The 23,796-nt window shown below is 52.8% G+C and carries 18 protein-coding genes and 1 tRNA gene; 8 read left to right on the top strand and 11 right to left on the bottom strand.

Going from position 1 to position 23,796, the window contains the following annotated elements; translation table 11 throughout:
- Positions 1-3: 3 nt before the first annotated feature.
- Positions 4-498, bottom strand: coding sequence for a peptidylprolyl isomerase B (gene ppiB, locus L085_RS22775; protein WP_004940183.1), 495 nt, complete (start codon positions 496-498; stop codon positions 4-6).
- A gap of 309 nt (positions 499-807) precedes the next feature.
- On the opposite strand from ppiB, the gene cysS reads away from it, so the two are divergent.
- On the top strand, positions 808-2,193 hold the full coding sequence (gene cysS, locus L085_RS22770) for a cysteine--tRNA ligase (protein WP_015376913.1): 1,386 nt from the start codon (positions 808-810) through the stop codon (positions 2,191-2,193).
- Positions 2,194-2,253: 60 nt separating this feature from the next.
- On the opposite strand, the gene ybcJ is transcribed toward cysS, so the two are convergent.
- Complete coding sequence (gene ybcJ / locus L085_RS22765) at positions 2,254-2,466, bottom strand: ribosome-associated protein YbcJ (protein WP_015376914.1); 213 nt, start codon at positions 2,464-2,466, stop codon at positions 2,254-2,256.
- A 10-nt stretch (positions 2,467-2,476) separates the two neighbouring features.
- Positions 2,477-3,343, bottom strand: a complete 867-nt coding sequence (gene folD, locus L085_RS22760) for a bifunctional methylenetetrahydrofolate dehydrogenase/methenyltetrahydrofolate cyclohydrolase FolD (RefSeq protein ID WP_004940177.1) — start codon at positions 3,341-3,343, stop codon at positions 2,477-2,479.
- A 205-nt stretch (positions 3,344-3,548) separates the two neighbouring features.
- Here folD and L085_RS22755 point away from each other — a divergent pair, with 205 nt between their 5' ends.
- From L085_RS22755 to L085_RS22740, 4 genes are all read left to right on the top strand, one after another.
- Entirely contained in the window at positions 3,549-3,758 is a 210-nt protein-coding gene (locus L085_RS22755) for a hypothetical protein (protein ID WP_044032129.1), read from the top strand.
- On the top strand, positions 3,749-4,030 hold the full coding sequence (locus L085_RS25530; RefSeq protein ID WP_158499090.1) for a hypothetical protein: 282 nt from the start codon (positions 3,749-3,751) through the stop codon (positions 4,028-4,030). The genes L085_RS22755 and L085_RS25530 overlap by 10 nt, the downstream gene beginning before the upstream one ends.
- Before the next feature lie 140 nt (positions 4,031-4,170).
- A tRNA-Arg gene (locus L085_RS22745) sits at positions 4,171-4,247 on the top strand.
- 175 nt (positions 4,248-4,422) lie between these two features.
- The gene (locus L085_RS22740) at positions 4,423-5,634 is read left to right on the top strand and encodes an integrase arm-type DNA-binding domain-containing protein (RefSeq protein WP_044031795.1); all 1,212 of its coding nucleotides are present in this window, start codon (positions 4,423-4,425) and stop codon (positions 5,632-5,634) included.
- Positions 5,635-5,683: 49 nt separating this feature from the next.
- On the opposite strand, the gene L085_RS22735 is transcribed toward L085_RS22740, so the two are convergent.
- Both L085_RS22735 and L085_RS22730 read right to left on the bottom strand, forming a co-directional pair.
- A complete protein-coding gene (locus L085_RS22735; protein ID WP_044031794.1) occupies positions 5,684-7,558 on the bottom strand; it encodes a UvrD-helicase domain-containing protein in 1,875 nt (624 codons plus the stop codon).
- Entirely contained in the window at positions 7,555-9,852 is a 2,298-nt protein-coding gene (locus tag L085_RS22730; RefSeq protein WP_044031793.1) for an AAA family ATPase, read from the bottom strand. Before L085_RS22730 ends, L085_RS22735 begins: the two co-directional genes overlap by 4 nt.
- A 605-nt stretch (positions 9,853-10,457) precedes the next feature.
- Here L085_RS22730 and L085_RS22725 point away from each other — a divergent pair.
- From L085_RS22725 to L085_RS22715, 3 genes are all read left to right on the top strand, one after another.
- Entirely contained in the window at positions 10,458-13,979 is a 3,522-nt protein-coding gene (locus L085_RS22725; protein ID WP_044031792.1) for an AAA domain-containing protein, read from the top strand.
- Between the two features lie 125 nt (positions 13,980-14,104).
- Positions 14,105-15,379 (top strand): HlyD family secretion protein, encoded by a 1,275-nt coding sequence (locus L085_RS22720; protein WP_044031791.1) that lies wholly within the window; start codon positions 14,105-14,107, stop codon positions 15,377-15,379.
- The gene (locus L085_RS22715) at positions 15,372-17,471 is read left to right on the top strand and encodes a peptidase domain-containing ABC transporter (protein ID WP_044031790.1); all 2,100 of its coding nucleotides are present in this window, start codon (positions 15,372-15,374) and stop codon (positions 17,469-17,471) included. Before L085_RS22720 ends, L085_RS22715 begins: the two co-directional genes overlap by 8 nt.
- A 68-nt stretch (positions 17,472-17,539) precedes the next feature.
- Here the strand turns inward: L085_RS22715 and L085_RS25475 are convergent, their stop codons facing one another.
- The 6 genes from L085_RS25475 to qatA all read right to left on the bottom strand — a co-directional run bounded on the left by L085_RS25475 (position 17,540) and on the right by qatA (position 23,641).
- A complete protein-coding gene (locus L085_RS25475) occupies positions 17,540-17,752 on the bottom strand; it encodes a hypothetical protein (RefSeq protein ID WP_139159378.1) in 213 nt (70 codons plus the stop codon).
- 61 nt (positions 17,753-17,813) lie between these two features.
- Positions 17,814-18,158, bottom strand: a complete 345-nt coding sequence (locus tag L085_RS24940) for a hypothetical protein (RefSeq protein ID WP_071841658.1) — start codon at positions 18,156-18,158, stop codon at positions 17,814-17,816.
- A gap of 553 nt (positions 18,159-18,711) precedes the next feature.
- Positions 18,712-19,479, bottom strand: coding sequence for a Qat anti-phage system TatD family nuclease QatD (gene qatD, locus L085_RS24935; protein ID WP_071841657.1), 768 nt, complete (start codon positions 19,477-19,479; stop codon positions 18,712-18,714).
- Positions 19,476-20,852: a Qat anti-phage system QueC-like protein QatC gene (qatC, locus tag L085_RS22705; protein WP_044031788.1), complete on the bottom strand. Its 1,377-nt coding sequence runs from the start codon at positions 20,850-20,852 to the stop codon at positions 19,476-19,478. Before qatC ends, qatD begins: the two co-directional genes overlap by 4 nt.
- The gene (qatB, locus tag L085_RS22700) at positions 20,849-21,448 is read right to left on the bottom strand and encodes a Qat anti-phage system associated protein QatB (protein WP_343309668.1); all 600 of its coding nucleotides are present in this window, start codon (positions 21,446-21,448) and stop codon (positions 20,849-20,851) included. The genes qatC and qatB overlap by 4 nt, the downstream gene beginning before the upstream one ends.
- Positions 21,449-21,682: 234 nt before the next feature.
- A complete protein-coding gene (qatA, locus tag L085_RS22695) occupies positions 21,683-23,641 on the bottom strand; it encodes a Qat anti-phage system ATPase QatA (RefSeq protein ID WP_044031786.1) in 1,959 nt (652 codons plus the stop codon).
- Positions 23,642-23,796 lie beyond the last annotated feature (155 nt).

Raw genomic sequence — 23,796 nt, 5'->3', positions numbered from 1 at the left:
CGATTACTCGCTGACGGTCACGCTGTTGATGACGACGTCTTCTACCGGTACGTCCTGGTGCATGCCGCTGCGGCCGGTTTTCACGCCTTTGATCTTGTTGACCACGTCCATGCCTTCAACCACTTCAGCGAACACGCAGTAGCCCCAGCCCTGCACGTTTTCGCCGCGGAAGTTCAGGAAGTCGTTGTCAGCCACGTTGATGAAGAACTGTGCGGTGGCGGAGTGCGGATCGTTGGTGCGCGCCATTGCCAGGGTGCCGATGGTGTTTTTCAGACCGTTGTTGGCTTCGTTCTTGATGGTCGCGTTGGTCGCTTTCTGGTTCATGCCCGGTTCGAAACCGCCGCCCTGGATCATGAAGCCGTTGATCACACGGTGGAAGATGGTGTTGTCGTAGAAACCGGCGCGGCAGTAGTTCAGGAAGTTTTCAACGGTAACCGGCGCTTTGTCAGCAAAGGTCTTGATAACGATATCGCCGTGATTGGTGTGGAAAGTAACCATAGTTTTAATCCTAACAAGGTGAAGTGAGACGTCACGTAAAGCGAGTGAACATTCAGACCGCCCTTATAACATATCCGCCCCAGCGAGTCAGCAGCGGCTCAACCGCGCACTGTCTGTGGTAATTGCATTTGTGTTATATTATAACAATTGCGCCGGCCGGCGAATTTCGCGCATTTTATTCGCGTGAAGTCAGCAAAGCTTGGCCTTAACCTTGCAATAGATCAGGCTTCAGGTTTCAATACGCTACCGGGCGTAAAACCTGAAGCCCGGTTATCTTTTTTGTTATCACGCACACCACGGAATCTCCCGATGCTAAAGATTTTTAATACCCTGAGTCGTCAAAAAGAGGAATTCAAACCCATTCATGCCGGGAAAGTGGGCATGTACGTGTGCGGGGTAACCATCTATGACCTGTGTCACATCGGCCACGGTCGTACCTTTGTCGCTTTCGACGTGGTGGCGCGTTATCTGCGCTATCTCGGCTATTCGCTGAACTACGTGCGCAACGTCACCGACGTAGACGACAAAATCATTCGCCGCGCGGCGGAAAATCATGAGACCTGCGACCAGCTGACCGAACGCATGCTGGCGGAAATGCACGCCGACTTCGACGCGCTGCTGATCGATCGCCCGGATCAAGAGCCGCGCGCGACCCAGCACATCGCCGAGATCATCGAGATCACGCAGCGCCTTATCGATCGCGATCACGCTTACGTGGCCAGCAACGGCGACGTGATGTTCTCCATCGACAGCGATCCGCAATACGGCCTGCTGTCGCGTCAGGATCTGGATCAGCTGCAGGCCGGCGCGCGCGTGGAGATCGACGACGTGAAGCGCAATCCGATGGACTTCGTGCTGTGGAAAATGTCCAAGCCGGGCGAGCCGAGCTGGCAGTCGCCGTGGGGGCCGGGCCGTCCGGGCTGGCATATCGAATGCTCCGCCATGAACTGCAAACAGCTGGGCACCCACTTCGACATCCACGGCGGCGGTTCCGATCTGATGTTCCCGCACCACGAGAACGAGATCGCGCAGTCGAGCTGCGCCCACGACGGCCCGTACGTCAATTACTGGATGCACTCCGGCATGGTGATGATCGACAAAGAGAAGATGTCCAAATCGCTGGATAACTTCTTCACCATCCGCGACGTGCTCGGCCATTACGATGCGGAGACGGTGCGTTACTTCCTGATGTCCGGGCACTATCGCAGCCAGCTGAACTACAGCGAAGAGAACCTTAAGCAGGCGCGCACCGCGCTGGAGCGCCTCTATACCGCGCTGCGCGGCACCGACGCCGATGCCGCGCCGGCCGGCGGCGAAGCGTTCGAAGCCCGCTTCCGCGAAGCGATGGACGACGACTTCAACACTCCGGAAGCCTACTCGGCGCTGTTCGATCTGGCGCGCGAAGTTAACCGCCTGAAGAGCGAAGACATGGCGGCGGCCAACGGCATGGCGGCGGAGCTGCGCAAGCTGGCGAAAGTGCTCGGCCTGCTGCAGCAGGAGCCGGAGCAGTTCCTGCAAGGGGGCGCACAGGTTGACGACGGTGAAGTGGCGGAGATCGAAGCGCTGATCAAACAGCGTAACGAAGCGCGTGCCGCCAAGGACTGGGCGCTGGCGGACGCCGCTCGCGATCGCTTGAACGAGATGAACATCGTGCTGGAAGATGGGCCGCAGGGCACCACCTGGCGCCGTAAGTAAGCCGGCCGAAGTGAAAACAAAAAAGGCGCTGAATTCAGCGCCTTTTTCTATGGCTGCAGGTTAGGGTTTAACCATGACCTTGCCGCCGTTGAACTCCACCACCTGATCGGCGACGATCTTGCAGCGCTTGCGGGTTTCGACCTTGCCGTCGACTTTCACCAGCCCTTCGGCGATGACTTCTTTGGCGGCGCCGCCGCTTTCACACCAGCCCTGGAACTTCAGCAGATCGCACAGTTCGACGTGGGGATGATTGTCCAGATTGAAAATTTCCATACTGCCTTACTTATTTAGGTTGAACGTCGTGATATTCCTCGCAGGCCTGCAAGGTATTTTGGATCAGTGTAGCCACGGTCATCGGGCCAACGCCACCCGGCACCGGGGTGATGTAGGCGGCGCGCTCGCTGGCGGCGTCGAAATCGACATCGCCCACCACTTTACCGCTTTCCAGACGGTTGATGCCGACGTCTACCACGATGGCGCCCGGTTTGATCCAGTCGCCCGGGATGAAGCCCGGTTTACCGACCGCCACCACCAGCAGATCGGCGTTCTCGACGTGGTGACGCAGATTTTTGGTGAAACGGTGGGTGACGGTGGTGGTGCAGCCGGCCAGCAGCAGCTCCATGCTCATCGGGCGGCCGACGATGTTGGAGGCGCCGACCACCACGGCGTTCAGGCCGTAGGTATCGATGTTATAACGCTCCAGCAGGGTGACGATGCCGCGCGGCGTGCACGGGCGCAGCTTGGGCGCACGCTGGCACAGGCGGCCGACGTTGTAGGGGTGGAAGCCGTCGACGTCTTTATCCGGATGGATGCGCTCCAGCACCTTGACGTTATCGATGCCGGCCGGCAACGGCAGCTGCACCAGAATGCCGTCGATTTCCTCATCGGCGTTCAGCTGGTCGATCAACGCCAGCAGCTCGGCTTCACTGGTGGCAGCGGGCAGGTCGTAGGAGCGGGAGAGGAAGCCGACTTCATCGCAGGCGCGGCGCTTGCTGGCGACGTAAATTTGCGAAGCCGGGTTCTCGCCGACCAGCACAACCGCCAGGCCTGGGGCGCGTTTGCCGGCCGCCAGACGTTGTTTCACTTGCTCAGCCACTTCGTTTCTAACCTGCTGCGCAATCGTTTTACCATCAATAATCTTTGCTGACATCAGTGTGGAAATCCATCAATTAAGAAAAGCGGGGATGCCGCTATTCTGGCAGAAGCTGAGCGCGCTGTCAGGCGCAGAATCACCCTCGCCGCCGTTGGCGAGGCCGATTTATGCTTTTTTTATGCCGGCTTCAGGAACCTCTACGCCATTTTTACCGGCATTTGCATACGCTGGGGCCATACACAGGGCGAAAGAGGGCAGGATCATGAGAGCGATAACCCGGCTTTATCCGTTGCATCACCAGCCTGGCGCGCAACCGGCGCAGCCTAAACACGTGGGGGAGACGGTGTTCGATTCTTCGCTGCATCCGGCGGACAGTGAGCAACTCACCGCGCTGCATCAGCTCGGCAAGCATGAGGCGGCGCCGTCGTGGCGGGCACGCCTGAATGCGCTGTGGCGGAAGTTATGCGTATGAAGGGCTGCGCCTGGGCAGGCTGTACGCTGTTGCTGGTTTGGGCATCGGGGAGCCAGGCTTCTTTAAACAGCGCACGCCCTAACGTTGCATGGGTTGAAAACGTGGCGGCGACGTGCAACACACGGGTGATTGAGCATGCCGATTGGGGGGACATTGCCGCAGTGGTGATGTCTGCTCGCCTCTGCCAGCGGCGGGACAACGGGCGGCAAGGGCGTGAGCACGCGCCGATTTACGTAGGCGCCGGGCTGGCTCAGCGTAACGGCGCCCGTTGACGAGAACCCTCGCCGCGCGGGCGCTGGTGGAAAAAACGCCATAAAGCACGGCCGCCGCCGTAACGTCATGAAAAGGCATTGACTCGCTAACCTCTGACCGTATAATCGCAACCCGCAGCCGCAGGTTGCCGCATCTCAATGCGCCCTTAGCTCAGTTGGATAGAGCAACGGCCTTCTAAGCCGTAGGTCATAGGTTCGAATCCTATAGGGCGTGCCATTTTGAAGTCAACTCACCTCTACTGAATTCGCTTTTTATCCCTTATACTCCCTGAAATTACTGAATTTTTCTGTCACGAGCTCTATCGAGGTCAACTCAGTTATACCCAAATCAAGTGGTGTCTGGGGGCCTTTGAGGGGGCTCATCTCGTTCAATGGAAATTAGGGGCCCCTTTATGCCACTAAATGCACGACAGATTGATACTGCAAAACCCAAAGAAAAAGAATACAAGCTCACCGATGGTGGTGGTCTGTATCTGTTGGTGAAGCCTAACGGTGCGAAGTACTGGCGCTTGAAGTACCGTTTTTTAGGGAAAGAGAAAAAGCTTTCTATCGGTGTTTATCCTGATATCTCTCTGGCCGACGCTCGCCTGAAGCGTGAGGAGGCTCGGAAGATCATCGCTTTGGGCGGTGATCCTGGAGAAGAAAAGAAAGCTGAAAAGTTGGCTAAAAAAACCAATGCCGAAAATACCTTTAAAGCTATTGCACTGGAATGGCATGGCTACAAACGGCCCAACTGGTCGAAAGGCTATGCTGACGATCTGATGGAGGCGTTCGAGAACGATATCTTCCCTGATATTGGTAAGCGCCCTATTGCTGAGATCAAGCCTCTTGAAGTGCTCAATACGCTGCGCAAACTTGAAAAGCGAGGTGTGCTCGATAAGCTGCGTAAAATCCGCCAGGCCTGCAATCAGGTGTTCCGCTATGCCATTGTTACCGGCAGAGCCGAAACGAACCCTGCCTCAGAATTGGCGAGCGCGCTGACTGCACCTAAATCTACCCATTATCCCCATCTGCTAGCTGATGAACTCCCTGATTTCTTACAAGCCCTTGCCGCTTATTCTGGTAGCCCGATAACCCGACTGGCTACTCGAATTCTAATGTTGACCGGCGTTCGCACCGTCGAACTCCGCCAGGCTGAATGGAAAGAGTTTGATTTCGATAAACGTATTTGGGAAGTCCCGGTCGAAAGAATGAAGATGCGCCGCCCGCATCTGGTCCCGCTATCCGATCAAGTTGTGGTATCACTTCGTGAGATCCAGGCAGTGACGGGCCGTTACAACTTAGTGTTTCCAGGCCGTAACGACATTACGAAACCTATGAGTGAAGCGAGTATCAATCAGGTACTGAAACGGATTGGGTATCATGGGAAGGCTACAGGACACGGTTTCCGGCACACGATGAGTACTATTCTGCATGAACAGGGCTATAACACAGCTTGGATTGAGTTACAGCTTGCTCATGTGGATAAGAACACCATTCGTGGCACCTACAACCATGCACAGTATCTGGAGCAGCGTAGGGAGATGTTGCAGTGGTATGGGGATTATGTGGATGCGTTAATGAATGGGATAGTGTTATCCGAATCTTTTGGGAAAACAGGATGACTCAAGGAGATGCCGGGCCATTGTAATGGCCCGGCATCTCCATCCACGATTACTCTGGTATTCCGATGACAATTTCACCAGCATTAAACCAGTCTTGGTTTATCACGAATTGGCGAACTTGTTCCGGTGACGTTGCATAGGCCACGAGAGCCAAGCTTTGCTGCGCCCTGCTGCAGGTAACGTAGAACAGTCGGCGAACCGCTTCAACCGAGGGATCGGCCACGCTTTTCGCCCCGAAAAGGTTCTCATATTTGAACATAAAACCCCGGGCTTCTTCATCGTCCATAATGACCATCACTCTCTCAAATTCCAGCCCTTTCACGCCTTGGTGCGTATCGAAAGGCGCTTTTCCAGATACGTAGGATGCAAATTTCTCGACCTGAGAGAAGGGTGCAAGTAAAAACTCGCCTATCGCCGCTGTACGCTCAGTCTGGTGGTCGGCATCACTTTCATCGACATGCGGTGTTACGTTAGATGGCGTATTATCGCTCGTTACGCTGAGCAGCAGAGATTCAGGAATAGGCAAGAGCGCGCTATCCGCTACGAAACGAAGGACATCGCCAAGCGAAGGATCAGCACCCTGTGCGAACAGCGTCATAAGGCGTTCCAGTGCTGCCGATGCTAACTTCAGTTGCGAGCGTTGATCTGTTGCGTATTGCAAGGCATCTGGGCTGACTAGCGACGATCGTTTTTTTAGAATTCTGGCGATGGCAAAACGGTCTTCGGCAAACTTTGCCTGAATTAATGGCAGCATCTCATCAGTAAAGAATCGAACGCAGGGCAAAGATCCATCGAGAAGATTGGTTCGCCAACTTTTCACGCTATACAAAGGGGCAAACAGCTCTAAAAAGCCTAACCGACTGGCGGCCATGTGGTGCTCCAATGTGAGGCATTTGCAGAGTGCCAAATTCCGCCATTGTTCATCATCGGCAACCTCGGCCATATGCATCGCAATTTTTCGCTCGGCAGCAGGTTTATCAACGGTATGACTAGGAAGGACGAAAAGCCTCACGCTGCCTTCAAGGCTGTTGGTTCGTGGCCGTTGTACCTGTTTGTCCACTGCGCTACGTACGGCGTTAATTAATTTTACGATGCGTTTTGGGCAACGGTGATTCATCTGTTTTCCGGGGGTTGCCCAGTCGGCAGGCAGATTGTTATCCAGTCCGTCTTTACCATCGCTATAAATACGCTGCATCATGTCACCAATCAGGCCGAGAACGAATGTCTCTTTATGTTGAGCCTGAACGGCAAATAAGGCATCTATCAGAAGTTTATTGGTATCCTGACTCTCATCGATAAGCAGAATGGGGTTACGGCCGATCAAGATGTTCTGCATGGTCGGTTTTGTTGTTAAAAAATAGGCGGTGAGATGAATCACTTCGGCATGGTTCAGCGAGTCGCGGCCGAGATTTTCTCCGGTTGGGCTGTAAACGAAGCGTTTAACGTTATCGAGGCTTTGAAGGCGTTTGGTTCTCGAGGCGATTTTTTTTAAGCGGGTTCTTGATGCTTCCGTACCTTTTCTCCCTTTTGCTTCTTCTGCTTCAAGCTTTGTGATATCGGTGGTTATTTTCGCGCGAAGCCATTCACGGATATCACGGTTAAGCCCTTCTATCAGAGACCAGGCGAAGCTATGTATAGTCGAAACGTCTATAGTTGGATCAAAATCCAGGCGGCGTTGAATTTCTTCGCTCGCCGCATTGGTATAAGTGATGACAGCGACTCGTTGTCCTTTCAGCCGAAGTTCATCCCCGAAGGTGTCGCGCACATACTGGAGAGCGGATACCAACGACCTTGTCTTTCCTGAACCGGCGCCGGCAAAAAGAAAGAAACTTTTTGGGGAGCTGAGGTCAAGACATTTTCTGATTTCCGCATCAGCCGACATGTCTATCTCATCGTCGGGAATTATCACTTCCAGCCTGCTCATTCTCCCACCTCCGCTTTTCCAAGAACATCATGCTCTTTACGTTTTAGCTGTTCTGCTAGCCAGACTAACCCTTCGTCAATGTACTGAGGGACCTTCAGCCGATCGATTTCCTCACTAAAAAGGACATCGAGAGCGAATTCGGCCTTTGTCCCATTTTTCAGTGCCTCAAAAATCCTTGTTGCCAACTCGCTGAGATCGGCGGACTCCTTTAGCGCTTCACGAAACTTTGCGATGAGTCCATGACCGTCCAGGTTGGAGAATAGCGCCGGATTTTCATACACGAGGGCATCTTCGAAAGTGTTGGCCACTGCTTCAAGCACTTCTGCAGACTTGAATGGCATGAAAATAGGTGTTTGATACGCCACTCGGATAGCATAGCCGCTTGGTTCGGCAAGCACTTTGCGCTCACTTTTCATGTCGAGGAGTGCATCGAAAGATTCTTCCTTAGGTAGCCACGTTTTCACCGTCTCATTGCGGGCTCGTTGGCCCATGCCTCGTTTCGGAACAACCGCAGTATTGGTGGTGCCGTCTTTGGCGTCAATGTCTGTGATGATCAAGGTATTGATCCCCAGATGTTCAATCAAATTCTTCAATCGGTGTGCATGGCTCCCGCCTATTTCAAGCCATGTGATATAGCTACGCTTTAAGTAAGCATAGGCTTCACGCTCACGAACAAAATGGGGAACGAGAATACGCTCAGCCGGACCTTCCACGAGTATCGCTCCATCGGCGAAGAATAGATCGCAGTGAGTAGCTTTCAAATATCGTTTCACGAAACGTTCGGTTTTGTCTTTGCCATCGAAGACTTCCGAAAGATTGATAACGGAAGTTAAGGGTACGGCACCGCTTTGTGCGAGTGCCGGTAGCCGCCGAAAGTAACGCAAAGACGAAAACTCAGCTTCATGGGTAAGGTGGCTGGAGTGGGTACTGATGATCAGTTGAGTTTGAAGGTGTGGAGAGTCCTCTAGCTTGTCATGTTTTCGCAGAACTCCGTAGGCTTGCTTAATAAAAACCTGCTGAACTTGTGCATGTAAATGCGCTTCAGGTTCTTCAATCAAAACAAGATGAAGCGGTGGAATGAGCGTTTCTTCCGCCCCTTTTGATTTTCCAGCCTTTCCGACCTTCATCCAGTTATCACGAAATGCCATGAGTGCGAAGACGATGGAGACGAGATTTTGGTAACCGAGTCCGTTCGAGTCTTCGGGAAGGCGATGTGCGCCAAAAGAGCCGGTAACATGGGTCGGCACTTCGTATTGCACTGCGGACGGATGATTAAGCCCATCGATAGGCCTGATATTGGTGGTTATGGTCAGCTTGGGGTCGGTAACGCCGGGATAGCCAATATTTTCCAGTTCGGTCAAGGCATCTGAGAAGCAATCTGCTAAACGCGTGCCGAAAGCCGTTTGTGCTTCATGCAATGCCATCAACGCCTGAAGGTCTTTGGGTTCCGGCGTATCGAAAGGATCCAAGTGTTGGCTATAGTAGTTGCGCAGCTGGCTGGAAAGTTTTTTCCCCATTCTGGGTTCAGTTATGTCCTCTCGTGATTCGTTACCCTGCGTATACCCTGTTTGATCGCTGTGCCCAAATCCACGCTGTGCGCTAATCTCGTCGATACGAATAAGACCATTAAACGGATCCCCGCCATCGATGGGGTCACTGTTTTCTGGGAGTGTTTGAGGGGAGGCTCTACCTTTTTCCGGCATGTTCAGTTTTGAAGGATCAAGCAAATAAGCACGGATCTCGAAAGTAGAGCGCATTCTTTGGGCTAAAAACTCCATCATCGAACGTGGCCAAAGTGCAAATGCAGTCGTGGAGCCCGCTTGTTCACCGAATTCTTTGGCTTGTGCCATAACTTCGGCCGCTGCGCGTTTTGCCGTGAGATATTCGTGTTGCAGTGCGTCGGGGTCTTTGGGTTCAAAACGCAGGCGCACACCTATGCTTTCCCCATCCCAATCCAGCGTGGGTAAAATCTTTTGTACGTGATGAAGTTCATTAGGTGGGACGTCGAGCCATACATCCAGGAATGGTGAGAAGCGCTCCCATTGAATCGGTTCTTGAGCATCAGGGGCAGCTTCCCACTGCATTGCTGCTGCATCAATTTGTGGCCAATAAGATAAGGTGAGATCATTGATGGAGAAACCGGAGCGATCAACCAGAAATCGACGGAGTGCAATCATGGCGGATGTTTTCCCGCTGTTGTTTGCTCCGACGAAAATGGTTGTTTCTTCTGAGAAATCTATATGAACTGCTTTCAACTTGCGAAAGTTAGCGATTTCTATGTGTTTTATCCGCATAATTACCCCACGAGATATCTTATTTGTTGAACTGCTAGCGTGGAAAGAGAGGATTATTCCCTGTTTTTCATGTTGGCAGAGTTTTACTCATTAAACCATTAACTTAATACAGGTGTACGAGCATGGCCAAGCCTTGTTTAGAAATCATGTGACCGACCATTCATTGTACGCTTTATATAGACAATTATTCAGGTATTAAGTAAGGCTAACCAAAACAATGGTTTCAAGCTAATTATTATCATGAAAATAATCTCATTGTGGATTTAATGGCTAAGGTTTTAATAAAATAAGCGACAGTCCCCTGCTTAGAAATTCTATGGGGGCGGCTGGCGGCTATAATAACTCTGATTTATGAGGAAATTACCGGGTATATGGTGACCTGAATGAGATCGGGGAAGCCTGCGATCGGGTGTAAACTGGAGTCAGCATTTCATCTTGGCCTTAATTTATGTGTTGCCAACCGTCAGCGCAGGTATCTTTCATGACTCGATCAATCCCAATACAAACAAATTATTGCGATCGTGTGCGCATCGTGGACAATGTTTAATCATGAATTGCATGTATATCAACGAAATCAATAAATCTCATTAGATTATGGGGCATGGATGGACAGTAATACTCAAGGATTTACATCATACTGGCGTAACTCCTTAGCAGATGCCGAATCTGGCAAAGGGGCATTTGAGCATAAAGATGCAGATAAATTCACCCGGTGGATAGATATCACCACGGGACGGCTGGATGAAGAGAGCGCCCGTGCGTTCTTTGAGGGAGAAGGCGATACGGTTAAAACGGTCGAGGTGATATTGCGGCCAAAAGTCTGGAATCGTCTGCTAAAGCATGGCAAAGCGCGGACGGCAGGCGCGCCAGCTATCATTACACCATTGGTGACTTCAGCACTCCTGAACCGCGAAGGTTTCCTATTCCCCATAGCACCTGCCACTATCCCTCGTGACCTGCTCGAACCGCTTCCCAAGGGCACCTTCTCTATCGGCGAGATGGAGCAGTATGACAAATACAGAACGACGCACAGTTCATTCACCTTTGGTGTTGATGGCGAACAGGAACGGCGTGAAGAAACCGATGAACAGCGGTCAGAGCGGTGTGCCAGATATCAGCAGTTGTGGCAGAGGTACCTGACCGAGACAAACATTCTTTTGAAAAATGTGGCTGGAAAATGGGTTGACACCCACGAGCAATATGAATTGGCAGGATATGGCTATATTATTAAAGCCAACCAACCCGGTGGGGCCAGCATCCATATTCTTCCTCTGTACGATCATCTGTTGATGTGTAAAAAAGATGTTCCGCTACTATCTCGTTTTGCCTCGATGGCCAGGCCGCTTGTAGAGCCGCTACTTGCCGCTAATGTAAAATTCAGTGAGCGGCTGGGGCATTCCGGGGATGAGTTCCCGCTGGCTATGGCGCAGCGCGATGCTCTGAGCCATTACCTCACCCAGCAGCCGGGTGATATCCTCGCCGTCAATGGCCCGCCAGGAACCGGAAAAACCACTCTGGTTCTCTCTATTATTGCTACTGAATGGGCACGAGCGGCCCTTAATAAAACTGAGCCACCGGTAGTGATTGCTACATCAACCAACAATCAGGCTGTGACCAACATCATTGAAGCGTTCGGTAAAGATTTTGCCATCGGCAGCGGAACAATGGCTGGACGCTGGTTGCCTGAGCTGAAAAGTTATGGTGCTTACTTCCCGTCTTCGGGCCGTAAGGCCGAAGCGGTTAACAAATACCAGACGGATGACTTTTTTAATCGCGTTGAATCCCTGGAGTATGTTGAAGATGCGCGGGTATTTTATCTTGAAAGAGCGAGGATGGCGTTCCCATCGTCGGATTGCAGCTCGCCCGAACGTGTCGTGGCTCTTCTACATGACTGTTTAACCAAGCAGTACGCGCAGCTTAAGCAAATCGAGCTCGCATGGGACAGACTGAGCTGCATCCGCCAGGAACGGAATGCCATCAGCGAAGATCTTGACCAGTATATTCAGGACAAAAGTACGCTACTGCTCGGCAGCACGGATGAGATCACATTTTTAAACCAAGGTAAAAAGCAGTGGCAGCAATATCGCGCTAGCGAGTCGATGATATATGCGTTCTTTTCATGGATCCCTGCTATCCGTACTAAGCGCCATTATAAGATCAAGCTCTTCTTGGACGCTACGTTTGGCCCAAAAATGACCGAGTTCCAGGGGATTGTGCCGGAAGGAATAGACGCCTATATCGACGGTCTTATTGCTCAAGTACAAAAAGAGCAAAGCGGGTATCAACAGCAAATCGATCTTGCTCAGGGCGTTTCCCAACGTGAAAGTGAGGCTGCCCGATGTTGGCACGTTCTGCTCCAGTCATTAGGTCATACGGGCGAGGAGGAGTTTAGTTTAGCTGAAGCCGACGGGCTTGCTGATACACAAATCCGCTTCCCTGCATTCCTGCTCGCGACCCATTACTGGGAAGGGCGCTGGCTGATGGATATGAGCGCTATTGATAATCTTCAAAAAGAAAAAGGTCTTAAAGGGGCTAGAGCGATTAAGGCTCGCTGGCAGCGCAGGATGAAGCTCACCCCTTGTGTAGTGATGACCTGCTATATGCTTCCTCGTCATCTGGCCATCAGGGAACATGTTGGTGGGAAAACATTTGAGGATAGTTATTTATATAACTTTGCCGATCTGCTGATCGTCGATGAAGCGGGGCAGGTGCTTCCAGAAGTAGCAGCTGCTTCCTTCGCGTTGGCGAAAAAAGCGTTAGTGATTGGCGATACGGAACAGATTGCGCCTATCTGGAACAGTTTACCTGCCATTGATATAGGCAATATGGTGGAGGAGAAAGTCCTCCCTGGAGGCACTCAGGAAGAACTGACGGATGCCTATTCTCTGATATGTGATTCAGGTAAAAGCGCTGCGTCGGGTAGCGTAATGAAGATTGCACAGTTTAATTCTCGCTATCACTACGACCCGGATCTGGCACGTGGGATGTACCTGTATGAGCACCGTCGTTGCTTCGATAACATCATCAACTACTGTAACGCGCTTTGCTACCATGGCAAGTTACAACCTAAGCGGGGGAACGAAAAAGAGACTCTTCTTCCGGCGATGGGCTATTTGCATATTGATGGTCTGGGTCAGCAGGCGAATGGTGGGAGCCGTTACAACACTTTTGAGGCTGAGACGATAGCCGCTTGGCTAGCTGTGCATAAAGAGGAAATAGAGCGTCATTACGGCAATTTGCTGCACAAAGTGGTAGGGATCGTTACGCCATTTTCGGCGCAGGTTAACGCCATCAAGGCCGCATTGCATAAGCTCAATATTAACTGTAACGGTGATGACGATTCGCTAACGGTTGGTACAGTGCACTCCCTGCAAGGAGCAGAGAGAGCGCTCATACTCTTTTCCCCCGTCTATTCCAAACATGAGGATGGTGGGTTTATCGATAGCGAAAGCAGCATGCTGAACGTTGCCGTCTCCCGGGCAAAAGATAGTTTCCTAGTCTTCGGTGATATGGATCTGTTTGAGGTCCAACCGGGCTCTTCGCCGCGAGGATTGCTGGCAAAATATCTGTTTGCTTCGAATAGCAACGCATTGCAGTTTGAGTTCCAGGAACGTAAAGATTTAAGTGCAAAGCAAACGCAGATATCGACCCTGCATGGCGTGGAGCAACATGATGCGTTTTTGAACCAGACCTTTGACTCCATTGGGAAGAGTATTACCATCGTTTCTCCGTGGTTGACCTGGCAAAAGCTAGAACAAACCGGATTTCTGGCGTCTATGGTCCAAGCACGTTCACGAGGTATTGAAATTACTGTCGTGACGGACAAAAGCTTTAATACTGAACATGCTAATTATGAAAAGCGCAAAGAGAAACAACGGCGCCTTAACGACGCCATGGAAAAATTAAACGATATAGGCATCACTACGAAGTTGGTCAATCGTGTGCACAGTAAAATTGTGATTGGGGACGAAAGGTTACTATGTATAGGTTCGTTTAACTGGTTCAGTGCTGCGCGAGAAGAAAGGTATCAACGGTACGATACATCGATGGTGTACCGAGGCGAGAGCTTGAAAGGAGAAATTCAAACGATTTATACCAGTTTGGAACAGCGTCAATTGCAAGGCTAGTTTATGGCGTAGATACCTCAATTGTTAAACAGGGGCTGACGCTAAAATGATTTTTTTTGGCTGTAATTCTGTGGGGTATTCCCTTCCGCCAATAATATTGGATTGATGAACAAGGCAGGTATACATTGTTTCGCCAGGAAGCGATCGATAATCAGAAAATGAAATGGCGTGGCCGGGCATTGCTGTTGCCCGGCATTCCCTTTTGGCTCACGGCAGGGCTCTGCCTCTTTTTCCTCGTTGCTTTTCTCACCTTCGTTATCGCCGGTACTTATACCCGGCGGCTCAACGTGACCGGAGAGATCAGCACCTATCCCCGCGCGGCCAACGTTTACTCCACGGTTCAAGGGGTAGTGGTCAAACAATTTGTCACCGAAGGGCAGGTGATCACCGTTGGTGCCCCCATTTACCAGATTGACGTCAGCAAAAGCACACGCAGTGGTGTAGTCAGTGATAACCAGAGACGGGATATCAATGGCCAGTTGGCACGCATTGCGCAAATCATCAGCCGACTGGAAAGCAGCAAGCAGGCCACGCTTATCATGCTGGAACAACAGAAGGCGCAATACACCGCTGCATTCACCCGTTCCACCGATATCCTCAAACGTGCCCAGGAAGGGATACGTATCATGAAGGAAAACATGGAGAACTACCGGCACTATCAGACCAAGGGGCTGATCAATAAGGATCAACTCACCAATCAGGTGGCGCTGTATTACCAGCAGCAAAACAACCTGCTGGGCTTGTCCGGCCAGAACGAACAGAATGCCCTGCAGATCACTGCGCTGGAAAGCCAAATCCATATTCAGGCTGCCGAATTTGACAATCAGATTTACCAGATGGAGCTGCAACGTTATGAGCTGCAAAAGGAGTTGCTCAACATCGATGCCGGCGGGGAGATCATCGTTCGTGCGCTGGCCGACGGTCGCGTCGATTCGCTGAGCGTCACGGTTGGCCAAATGGTCAACGTAGGCGACAGCCTATTGCAGGTACTTCCCCATGACATCGATCACTATGCCCTGGTGCTCTGGGTGCCTAACGACGCCATCCCTTACATCGCCGCCGGCGATAAAGTTAATGTGCGCTATGACGCCTTTCCGGCGGAGAAATTCGGCCAGTTCGCCGGTACGGTGGCCGTCATCTCCAAAGCCCCGGCCTCGCCGCAGGAAATGCTGACCTACCAGGGAGCGCCCAAAGCGGCGCTGACCGCTGCCGTGCCGTACTACAAGGTGATCGTTATCCCGGAAAAACAATCCATTGCTTACGACGGTAAACGTCTGAGCCTGGAAAACGGCATGAAAGCGCAAAGCACCCTGTTTCTGGAAAAAAGGAAGATTTATCAATGGATGCTGTCACCGTTCTACGACATGAAGCACAGTGCAACGGGGCCGGTCAATGAATAAGCTCTCGTTCAAAAAATTGGTTAGCCAGTTGGATCTGCGGCTGCGCCACCGGGTTCCGATGGTGCATCAGACCGAGTCTTCGGAGTGCGGACTCGCTTGTCTGGCGATGATTTGTGGCCACTATGGCAAAAATATCGACCTGATCGCGCTGCGCCGACAGTTCAATCTGTCAACCCGCGGTGCCACATTGGCTGGATTGAGCGGTATTGCCGAACAGCTGGGGTTGAGTACCCGCCCTCTGTCGCTGGATCTGAACGAACTTGGCGCACTGAAAATGCCTTGTCTGTTGCACTGGGAATTCAACCACTTTGTGGTTCTGGTCAGCGTCAAAGGCCACCGCGCAGTGCTGCATGATCCGGCGCGCGGGCGCCGAACTGTCAGCCTGACGGAACTGTCGCACAGCTTCACCGGCGTAGCGCTTGAGGCCTGGCCCGGCAGCGCCTTTACCGCCGACAGCGTTCGCCACCGCATACACCTGCGTACGCTGATTGGCAGCGTACACGGTCTCAAGGGGGCGCTCGGCAAAATCTTTTGCCTGTCTCTGGTGTTCGAAACCATCAACCTGGTGATGCCCATCGGCACGCAGCTGGTGATGGATCACGCCATTCCTGCTGGCGATCGCGGGTTACTGACGCTCATCTGCGCCGGGTTGATGCTCTTTATCTTGTTGAGGGCTGCCATCGGCATGGTGCGTTCCTGGTCCGGACTGGTCATGGCAACGCTTATCAACGTTCAGTGGCAGTCCGGGTTGTTTACCCACCTGCTGCGCCTGCCACTCGGTTACTTTGAACGTCGTAAGCTGGGTGACATTCAGTCACGCTTCGGTTCACTGGATACGCTGCGTAGCACTTTCACCACCAGTATCGTCGGCGCCATCATGGACGGCATCATGGTGATCGGCGTGCTGGTGATGATGGTACTGTATGGCGGCTGGCTGACCTGGGTAGTGCTCACTTTCACCGCGCTTTATGTGTTGATGCGGCTGCTTACCTATGGATATTACCGTCAGCTGTCCGAGGAGGCGCTGGTGAGAGAGGCTCGGGCCGGCTCGTATTTTATGGAAACGCTGTACGGTATCGCTACCGTCAAAATGCAGGGTATGGCAGAACGCCGCATCGCTCACTGGCTAAACCTTGAAATTGATACCATCAACACGGGTATCCGTGTCACGAGGATGGACATGCTATTTGGCGGGATCAACACCTTCATAGCGGCGTGTGACCAGATCGTCATTCTGTGGCTGGGAACCAGCCTGGTGATCGATAACCAGATGACCATCGGCATGTTCGTGGCGTTCGGCGCCTTTCGGGGCCAGTTCTCCGACCGCATCGGGTCGCTGACGGAATTTTTGCTGCAGCTGCGCATGATGAGCCTGCATAATGAACGTATTGCTGATATCGCCCTCCATCCGCGGGAGGACCGCAAACCTGACCTTCCTTATGCACCGGACTTAAAGCCTCTGGGATTGATGACCCATGCTCTGAGTTATCGTTACGACAGTCAGTCACCGGCTATTTTTGATGGCCTGGACATCAGCGTTGCGCCGGGCGAAAGCGTGGCCATCGTGGGTCCGTCCGGTGCTGGTAAGACAACGTTAATGAAGGTGCTATGTGGGCTGTTTCCCCCGGATGCAGGGCGTGTTGAGGTAAATGGTATAGATATCCGCCAGATCGGCATTAATAATTACCACAAGATGATTGCCTGTGTGATGCAGGACGATAAATTGTTCTCCGGCTCGATCCGAGAAAACATTTGCGGGTTCGCGGACGAGATGGACGATGCCTGGATGGAAGCCTGTGCCCGTGCCAGCTATCTGCATGAAGTGATTTTACGCATGCCTATGGGATATGAAACACTGATTGGCGAACTAGGGGAGGGGCTGTCCGGTGGGCAAAAGCAACGATTGTTCATTGCCAGAGCCATTTACAAGAAGCCGGCAATTTTGTTTCTGGACGAGGCCACCAGTGCGTTGGATCAGGAAAGTGAAGCGAGTGTGAATCAGGCGATAAAGGCGCTTAGCATTACGCGGGTGATCATTGCTCACCGAGAAACGACGATTGCTTCCGCCGATAGAGTTATCCGATTAGTCTAGTAATCTCCATCCGTACTCGCGAGTACGGATGGAGGATATAGTTACCCCTGAAAACAATACTCTAAAATCTATTTCTTTCTTGATGTATTAGGAAAGCAAAGTTTGGTAGCTATATCAAAAATTTTCACGATCGCAAGTACGAAGATAATTGTAATTACAAAAACAGAAAGGTTTTTAGGCGCTGCATAAAATGTCGTAAATGCTACGCCCGCACCGCTAAGCAGTGATGCAGCAACAATAATTCCTACAATGGTGCTAAAAGAGCGAAAAATAATGTTCATATTCATCCCTATAATTATCAAGCATAGGCAATGTATTGCCTATGCTTGAATTTAACTAAAATTACCAGCTGCAACCACCAGAACCGTTTTTACCACTGCAGCTACCTGCACTGCTTTTATTGCCGCCTTTGCCCATGCCAACGTTACCACCACCACTTTTCGCATCTTTGAAACAGCCTCCCGTAAGAGCGCCTACTGCCAATCCGACTGGGCCTCTCAAGGTACCGCCGATTATGCCGTTAACGCAGTCTGGCGAAGTATACTTTCCGTACATATCACCCGAGTAGTTTCCATTTCGTCCGTTTTTAGAACTTGAAGTTCGGCCTCCGTTATCTGTGCGATCACCGCCATTATTACCGCGTCCCCCAGAGACAAAATCCAGCATAGATGGATCAATAACTTTCATAAACAACTCCTTTTGATGATGAAGCCACTATGTAAATTTGTGTAAAGCACTCAATTATTAACCTACTCGCGAGAAGGATTCAAGAGGGATCTGTTAGAAAGATTTAAGTTTTCTTCTTACAATCGTTACTGGCTGAATGAGTCTTTCTTTCGCATTCGCTTGCGTTATTACCCAGTGCGATCATTTCTAAATGCGTTTGAAATGGTAAGTTAGCTTGCTCAGTTTTATGTTGATGCTGGCTTGACCTGCTTCAGCCCGCTGTTCACCACTGATATTGCCGGGGCTGATTATGTTCGTTAAAAATCTACGTTGTTTAGAACAATGCCCTAGCTTTGATAGAACTTAGGAAGCAGTGTCTCTAAAGTGGTTAATGATAGTGTTATGTAACCATTCGCATTCAGGAACATCGCGGAGCTGCTGTAGTAGGGATCGGAACCCAACACGGCTCCGGCTTTATGGACCACCGGTAGGATGGTTGGTGAGTTCTAACACCGGTCGGCGTTCCATGAACCGGAAGCTCAATACCGACAGTGAGTTCCAGACAATTCCTCTATCAGGGAGTAACCAGTCGTTTGAGGTTGCGCAAGACAAGTGTTGCCATCTGTTCTACAGCCAGTCCATGTATCTCGGCAATGGCTTCCACCGTGCGATCAACTTGGCAGGGGCGCAGTGACCTGCCGTCGCGTATGACGAACGGGCCATCCGTCTCAGTCAGCAGATGTTCCACTGGCAGGCCGGCGACCAGTTTGCGGTGCCGGGGAGAGCGAAGCATCTCCTCGTTAACCGAGAAGTAGCAGCCCATCTCTGCGGCTCGCCGGGCTTCGGCAACAGAACCCGTGAACCAGTGCAGGATAACTTTTCCTCGATCGGGCAAGAGCGAACGTTCAAGGTGCCCGAGCACTTTGCCGACTGTGCGGACACTATGAATGCTCAGGATCTTGTCACCGTGTTCAGCGCATGCCTGCAAAATACGCGTGAATATCCTTTCCTGGATTTCGAAGCTACTGTAAAAACGCGGTCCGGCATCCAGGCCGATCTCTCCGACATAACGAGCATCTGGCAGATAGCGTTCGAATAGAGGAAGCTCTCCCGCTCGCTCGGCGACGAGTTGCGGGTGTAACCCCAGGCCGACCCGAACATAGGGTGAATCCCACGCCAATTCACAGTTGCGCGGCCAAGCTTTCGGCGTAGTCGTCACGGCAAGGGTTGCCACCTGTTCGCGATTGCACTCGGCAATGAGCGCCTCATGATCCTGATAAAGGTCCAAGTGACAATGAAAGTCGACCAAGCGGGGGGCTGGTATGGATATTGGGGCTGTCATGATAAAGGACTCGACTGTACACCTTGCAACAGGCGCCCAACTTCACGCAGCCCTCTGGTATAGACCCCGGCGTAGTCCGATATCCTGTCGGGGTAGTCGATCAATGGTCCGGGTTGGTGAATATCGAATCGCGCCCGGCCAGGATTTTTCTCCAGCCTCGCTAACGCGAGCTGGAACGAACGCACATGTTCGCCCTCTGCTTTAGTACTATCGAGCACCTGCGCGCCCAAATCCTGTATTCGATACGGTGTAGCATCGGTGCCAAAGGCCTCGAGCAGCGCGGCACGCCTGATCAGGCATGGAACGCAGCGACCACAGTGCTTGGGCTGGCGCTCTGTCGGATCGGGATCATAACGGCGACTCAAGGGGGACGAGCAGGACATGGTGCTAGCGGCTGTGCTCTGCAGGAGCGCTGGTTCGCGACATTGTGCCGCCATCTCCCCCTTCGTCATGAATGCATAAGGGTTTTCAAGGTGTGCGTGGATCCCCAAGCAATGTAGTAATTCGTCGAAACGCGCCATGTAGAATGGGTGCGTTGTTCGCGTACTCAAGGCCCCTACACGCAGCGGATCCAGCGGTACGTTGAGAGAGATCAGGCCGTTTTCCGGAACGTGAATGACTACCTCGGAACCATCGCCCACGGCATCCGCCGCCATGGCTGCGAGTGAGAAGAAGAGGAAAGAGCGCCCTCGCAACGTATCTTCGCCACCATTCGTGTCCACGGTGTTATTGGGAAAGCCAACTCTCGCGCGGATATGGTGTAGTTCCCCAAAGCGGGACGTCAGAAGTTCGGAACAAAGCGACTGATGCGAACTGGTGACCCCATCCCAGTAATGACTCACCAGCAAGGGAGCCTGCCCGTCGGAGTACAAATCGATCGCACCGATGAAACTGTCCAGGCCACCGGAAAACAGACACACGGAGGAGGGTTCAACAAGGCGAAGACCCTGTTGCTCTCCGACAAATTTGCCTAAGGTGGGCGGACGGCGGTGGAAGTGAATGCTCCAACGATCCCCGGTAAGGAAGTTCAGCAATGTTTCGAGTAGCGAAGTCTGACTGTTCCACAGAGCCGGGTCAGCAACCGGCAGGTGGATATCGATTTCCCGGGTCCAAGAATCCTGAGCATCCGTATTGCGAGAAATTCGGGTATCAGCCGCAGTTACCGCAGCGGCTAGCAGAGCCAGATCGACAGCGGTTTCCGTAGGTGTCAGGCCAAGCTCGTTCAATGCATCCAACGCGTGCCCCAGCCCGAAACCAAGACGACCTTGTCCATCCAGGAAGTTGATCGGTGTCGTCTGTGTCGTCTGTCTGCGAAGATTGATCCCGTATGTATCTGTGTTACCGAGCCTGGCGATGATGGTGTGATGGGTCACTCGACGTCCTCCCCTGCGATGGCGATCAGATTGAACGCCGCCTCATAGATTTGATTGACTCGCTGCTCGATGTCGCGATCCGATAGGCTCACAATGCCCTCCAGACGTCCGGCAAGCTGTCCACGTGTTGCACCCGAAATGAAATCGTGCAGTTCGTCCTGCATATGCTCAACCGCCGCGATATCATTCGAGACCTGGACGCCGCGGTGTCCCAGATCGGCAATAACCCGCCCCTCGATTGAGTGAGCGATAAAATTCAGGAACATGTCGTTGAGTTGTTCCCGGCTCAGGGTATCGAACGAACCCAGCCCAGCTTCGGCCATGTCTGTGATCGTCTCCATCATCGCATGCCGGGCAATACCCTCATCGACGCTTCCTCCCGGCGGACAGAGGAACTCTACCAGTGACACGAACACGTCCGCCGCCGGTTGCCCAGCCAAGCCACCGAGATTAAGTTGACGTAATGTCTGGGCGGCACCCTGGCTCTGTATATCGCGGACAATGCCGAGCAAGCCCCTGGCCGCCGCCTGGGAAGATCCCATGCGGCGACTGGCTCGTCGGGCTCCACCATTGCCGCCACGTACGTAACTTGACATTGCCTTGCCCAGCGAACTTCGGCTGCTGGTACGGGCAAAACGGGTGAAATTAGCCCGAGCCCCTCTGAAACTACCCGCTGCGCCAGTATCTGGGGCAGATGCCGGCTGTGCCGGTGCACTTCCCGGTGCTACTTGCGGTTGCGGGCGAGGTGAAGTCGGTGCGGGAGGGGTGTCCACAAAGGAAGGCACCAGGCCATTCGAAGGGCCACCATAGGCTTTGGAAGTCCCCATCGTTTATCCTCTCTGGCCGAAATCGAGAATACCCTGCGCCGCGACACGAAGCTTCTGGTTTCCGTCCTGGACAGCCCAGGCTGCCAGGATCTGGCGAAACTCATCAGCGATCCCTCCGTCCTTGAAGCAACTGCTCCAACTGGAAGCCGCCCACGCGCCAATTTTGCCGACAGGCAGGTCGCGCACGAACTCCAGCAATCGGCGTTGCAGCTGAGGGTGAATCTCCACGACGCGTACTAGGCCATCGATTCCCTTAGGCTGCCGGATAAAACGATCCTCCTGAAGAACCCGGGCCCGGATAGTTTCGAAGACCTCCTCTTGTTCCGGAGGTGTCAGTTTGCCGATCTCGTCAGTTAGACCGCTGACCGCCAGCGAACGCCCCATTAGCTTCTCAACCAAGGCCTCAAGATGGCTGGCGGCGATCAACCCGCCCAGCGAGCTACGCTTATCCCGCGTGACAAAGACATATGGCCGCAGATCCAATCCTCCCAGCGCCGGCTCAATGGCCGCCCATCCGGACGCCCATTCGTTCTTGCTCCACACCTCTACTTCGGAAGTCGTTGAGTGCACATCGGCGACCTTGTGCGTCTTTCTCTGGGGTTCTGTTTCGCACCCCTCTTTGATATCTGTTTTACCGACTACGCGGATCTTCTGCTCAAACTGGGCAAGTGCCTCCGGTTTACCCTCCGGATGAGCCGCCGCCAGACGAGCAAGCTGTTCGTAAAACTCTGGGTAGAAACGCTCGGCGAGCATGATCTTTGCCAGAACAGGTCGTTGGAGCTCGTTACCGAAGCCGCGTTCTTCGGCTATGGCATGGCGCAGCATCAACGAGTTCAGGAAGCGTTTAACCTGTCGTGGGTTCCCCCGCGTTCCCTCGCTAAGGAGTCTGGTCACGTGCGCACTAATCACCAACGCCTGATCGACCTCCTTCGGCACATTACCCTTCAGGGTGTCCTCGACCATTCTTCTGTCCAGGCCTCGACTCATCCATGGCCGTCGCATGTCCTCGCGTGCAACTTCCAGCAGTTTCTGGAACTCGATGCTACCCGCACCCAACGCATTCTCGGCCAACAACAGTGTTACATACACGCGAGTCTCCGCGACGCCTAACGCAGGAATACGAAATGGGACCTGGATCAGTTTCTCCAGGTAGTTGCGTGCGTAAGTCGCAGGCCCAATGCTCTGCGGCAGATCCGGGAAATGTTCGCGCACCGCATATTCGATCATCGCTTCGTCCGCTCCTATGACAAACGCTGTGCGTTCGACGAAGAGGAACAGCCGGATGGCCTCCAGCGTAGCGATAGCAGTCTTCGGCAAGCAACGGTCCAGGTCGTCGACGATAACGACCAGCTTGTCGATATCGGCAGCATTGAGCAATTCTTTGAACTCTTCGCGGAAGGCATGGATATGTTCGGGCAAGTGTTCGGCCACATAATCAGCATCCTTGATGAAGTCACCAGCCCGCTCAGCAAAGGTCTTGATGTCCTCGGCTGAAATATGGTCCTGTGGCTTGGCCAAGATTCCGGAGACCATATCGTAGGCCCCCTTTAACTGATCCAGCGTCGGGATCCCGGTGACGGCAGTCAGCGCAAATCCGCCGGTCTTGCGCGCAAGTTTCAACCAATCGACGCGCTTGAGTACCTTCTTCGCCGCCTCGGCGACCTTTGCGCTCCCGGGTCTGGCCCGACGTAGTTCATCAACAAGTGTCTCGATGACGACGGTCTTGGCATCTTCGAATCCTTCGAAGGTCCAGCCGTTGAACCAGAGGCACAAGGTTCGCTCGTCATCAGTATAGGAAGCCTCCAGCATTTTGAGCACGCTGGACTTTCCCGCGCCCCAGTCGCCATGGACGCCGATGGTGATCGGCGCCGTTGGAGTGTTTCCGACTAGCTTGACCACTGTTTTGGCAATCGCTTCGTAGTACAGCAAATCGGTTGCCGTTTCCTGATCGTTCAAAAACATGCGGTTCCCTCCTAACCTAAGCCAACACGTACCTCAACCATCGCTCGCCAGCCGGCTTCGCGAATGAAAAGACATCAGGAAGCTGGTGACGCAATCTCCCCGACATCGACGCAAGAAATTCCCCCTATTGCGCCAAGACATTCACTTTCCATTTA

It is taken from the genome of Serratia sp. FS14 (genome assembly GCF_000695995.1).
GTDB classification, from domain to species: Bacteria; Pseudomonadota; Gammaproteobacteria; order Enterobacterales; family Enterobacteriaceae; genus Serratia; species Serratia nematodiphila.
Note: the sequence above shows the minus strand (reverse complement) of the source record. Positions and strands in the feature narration are given on the sequence as shown.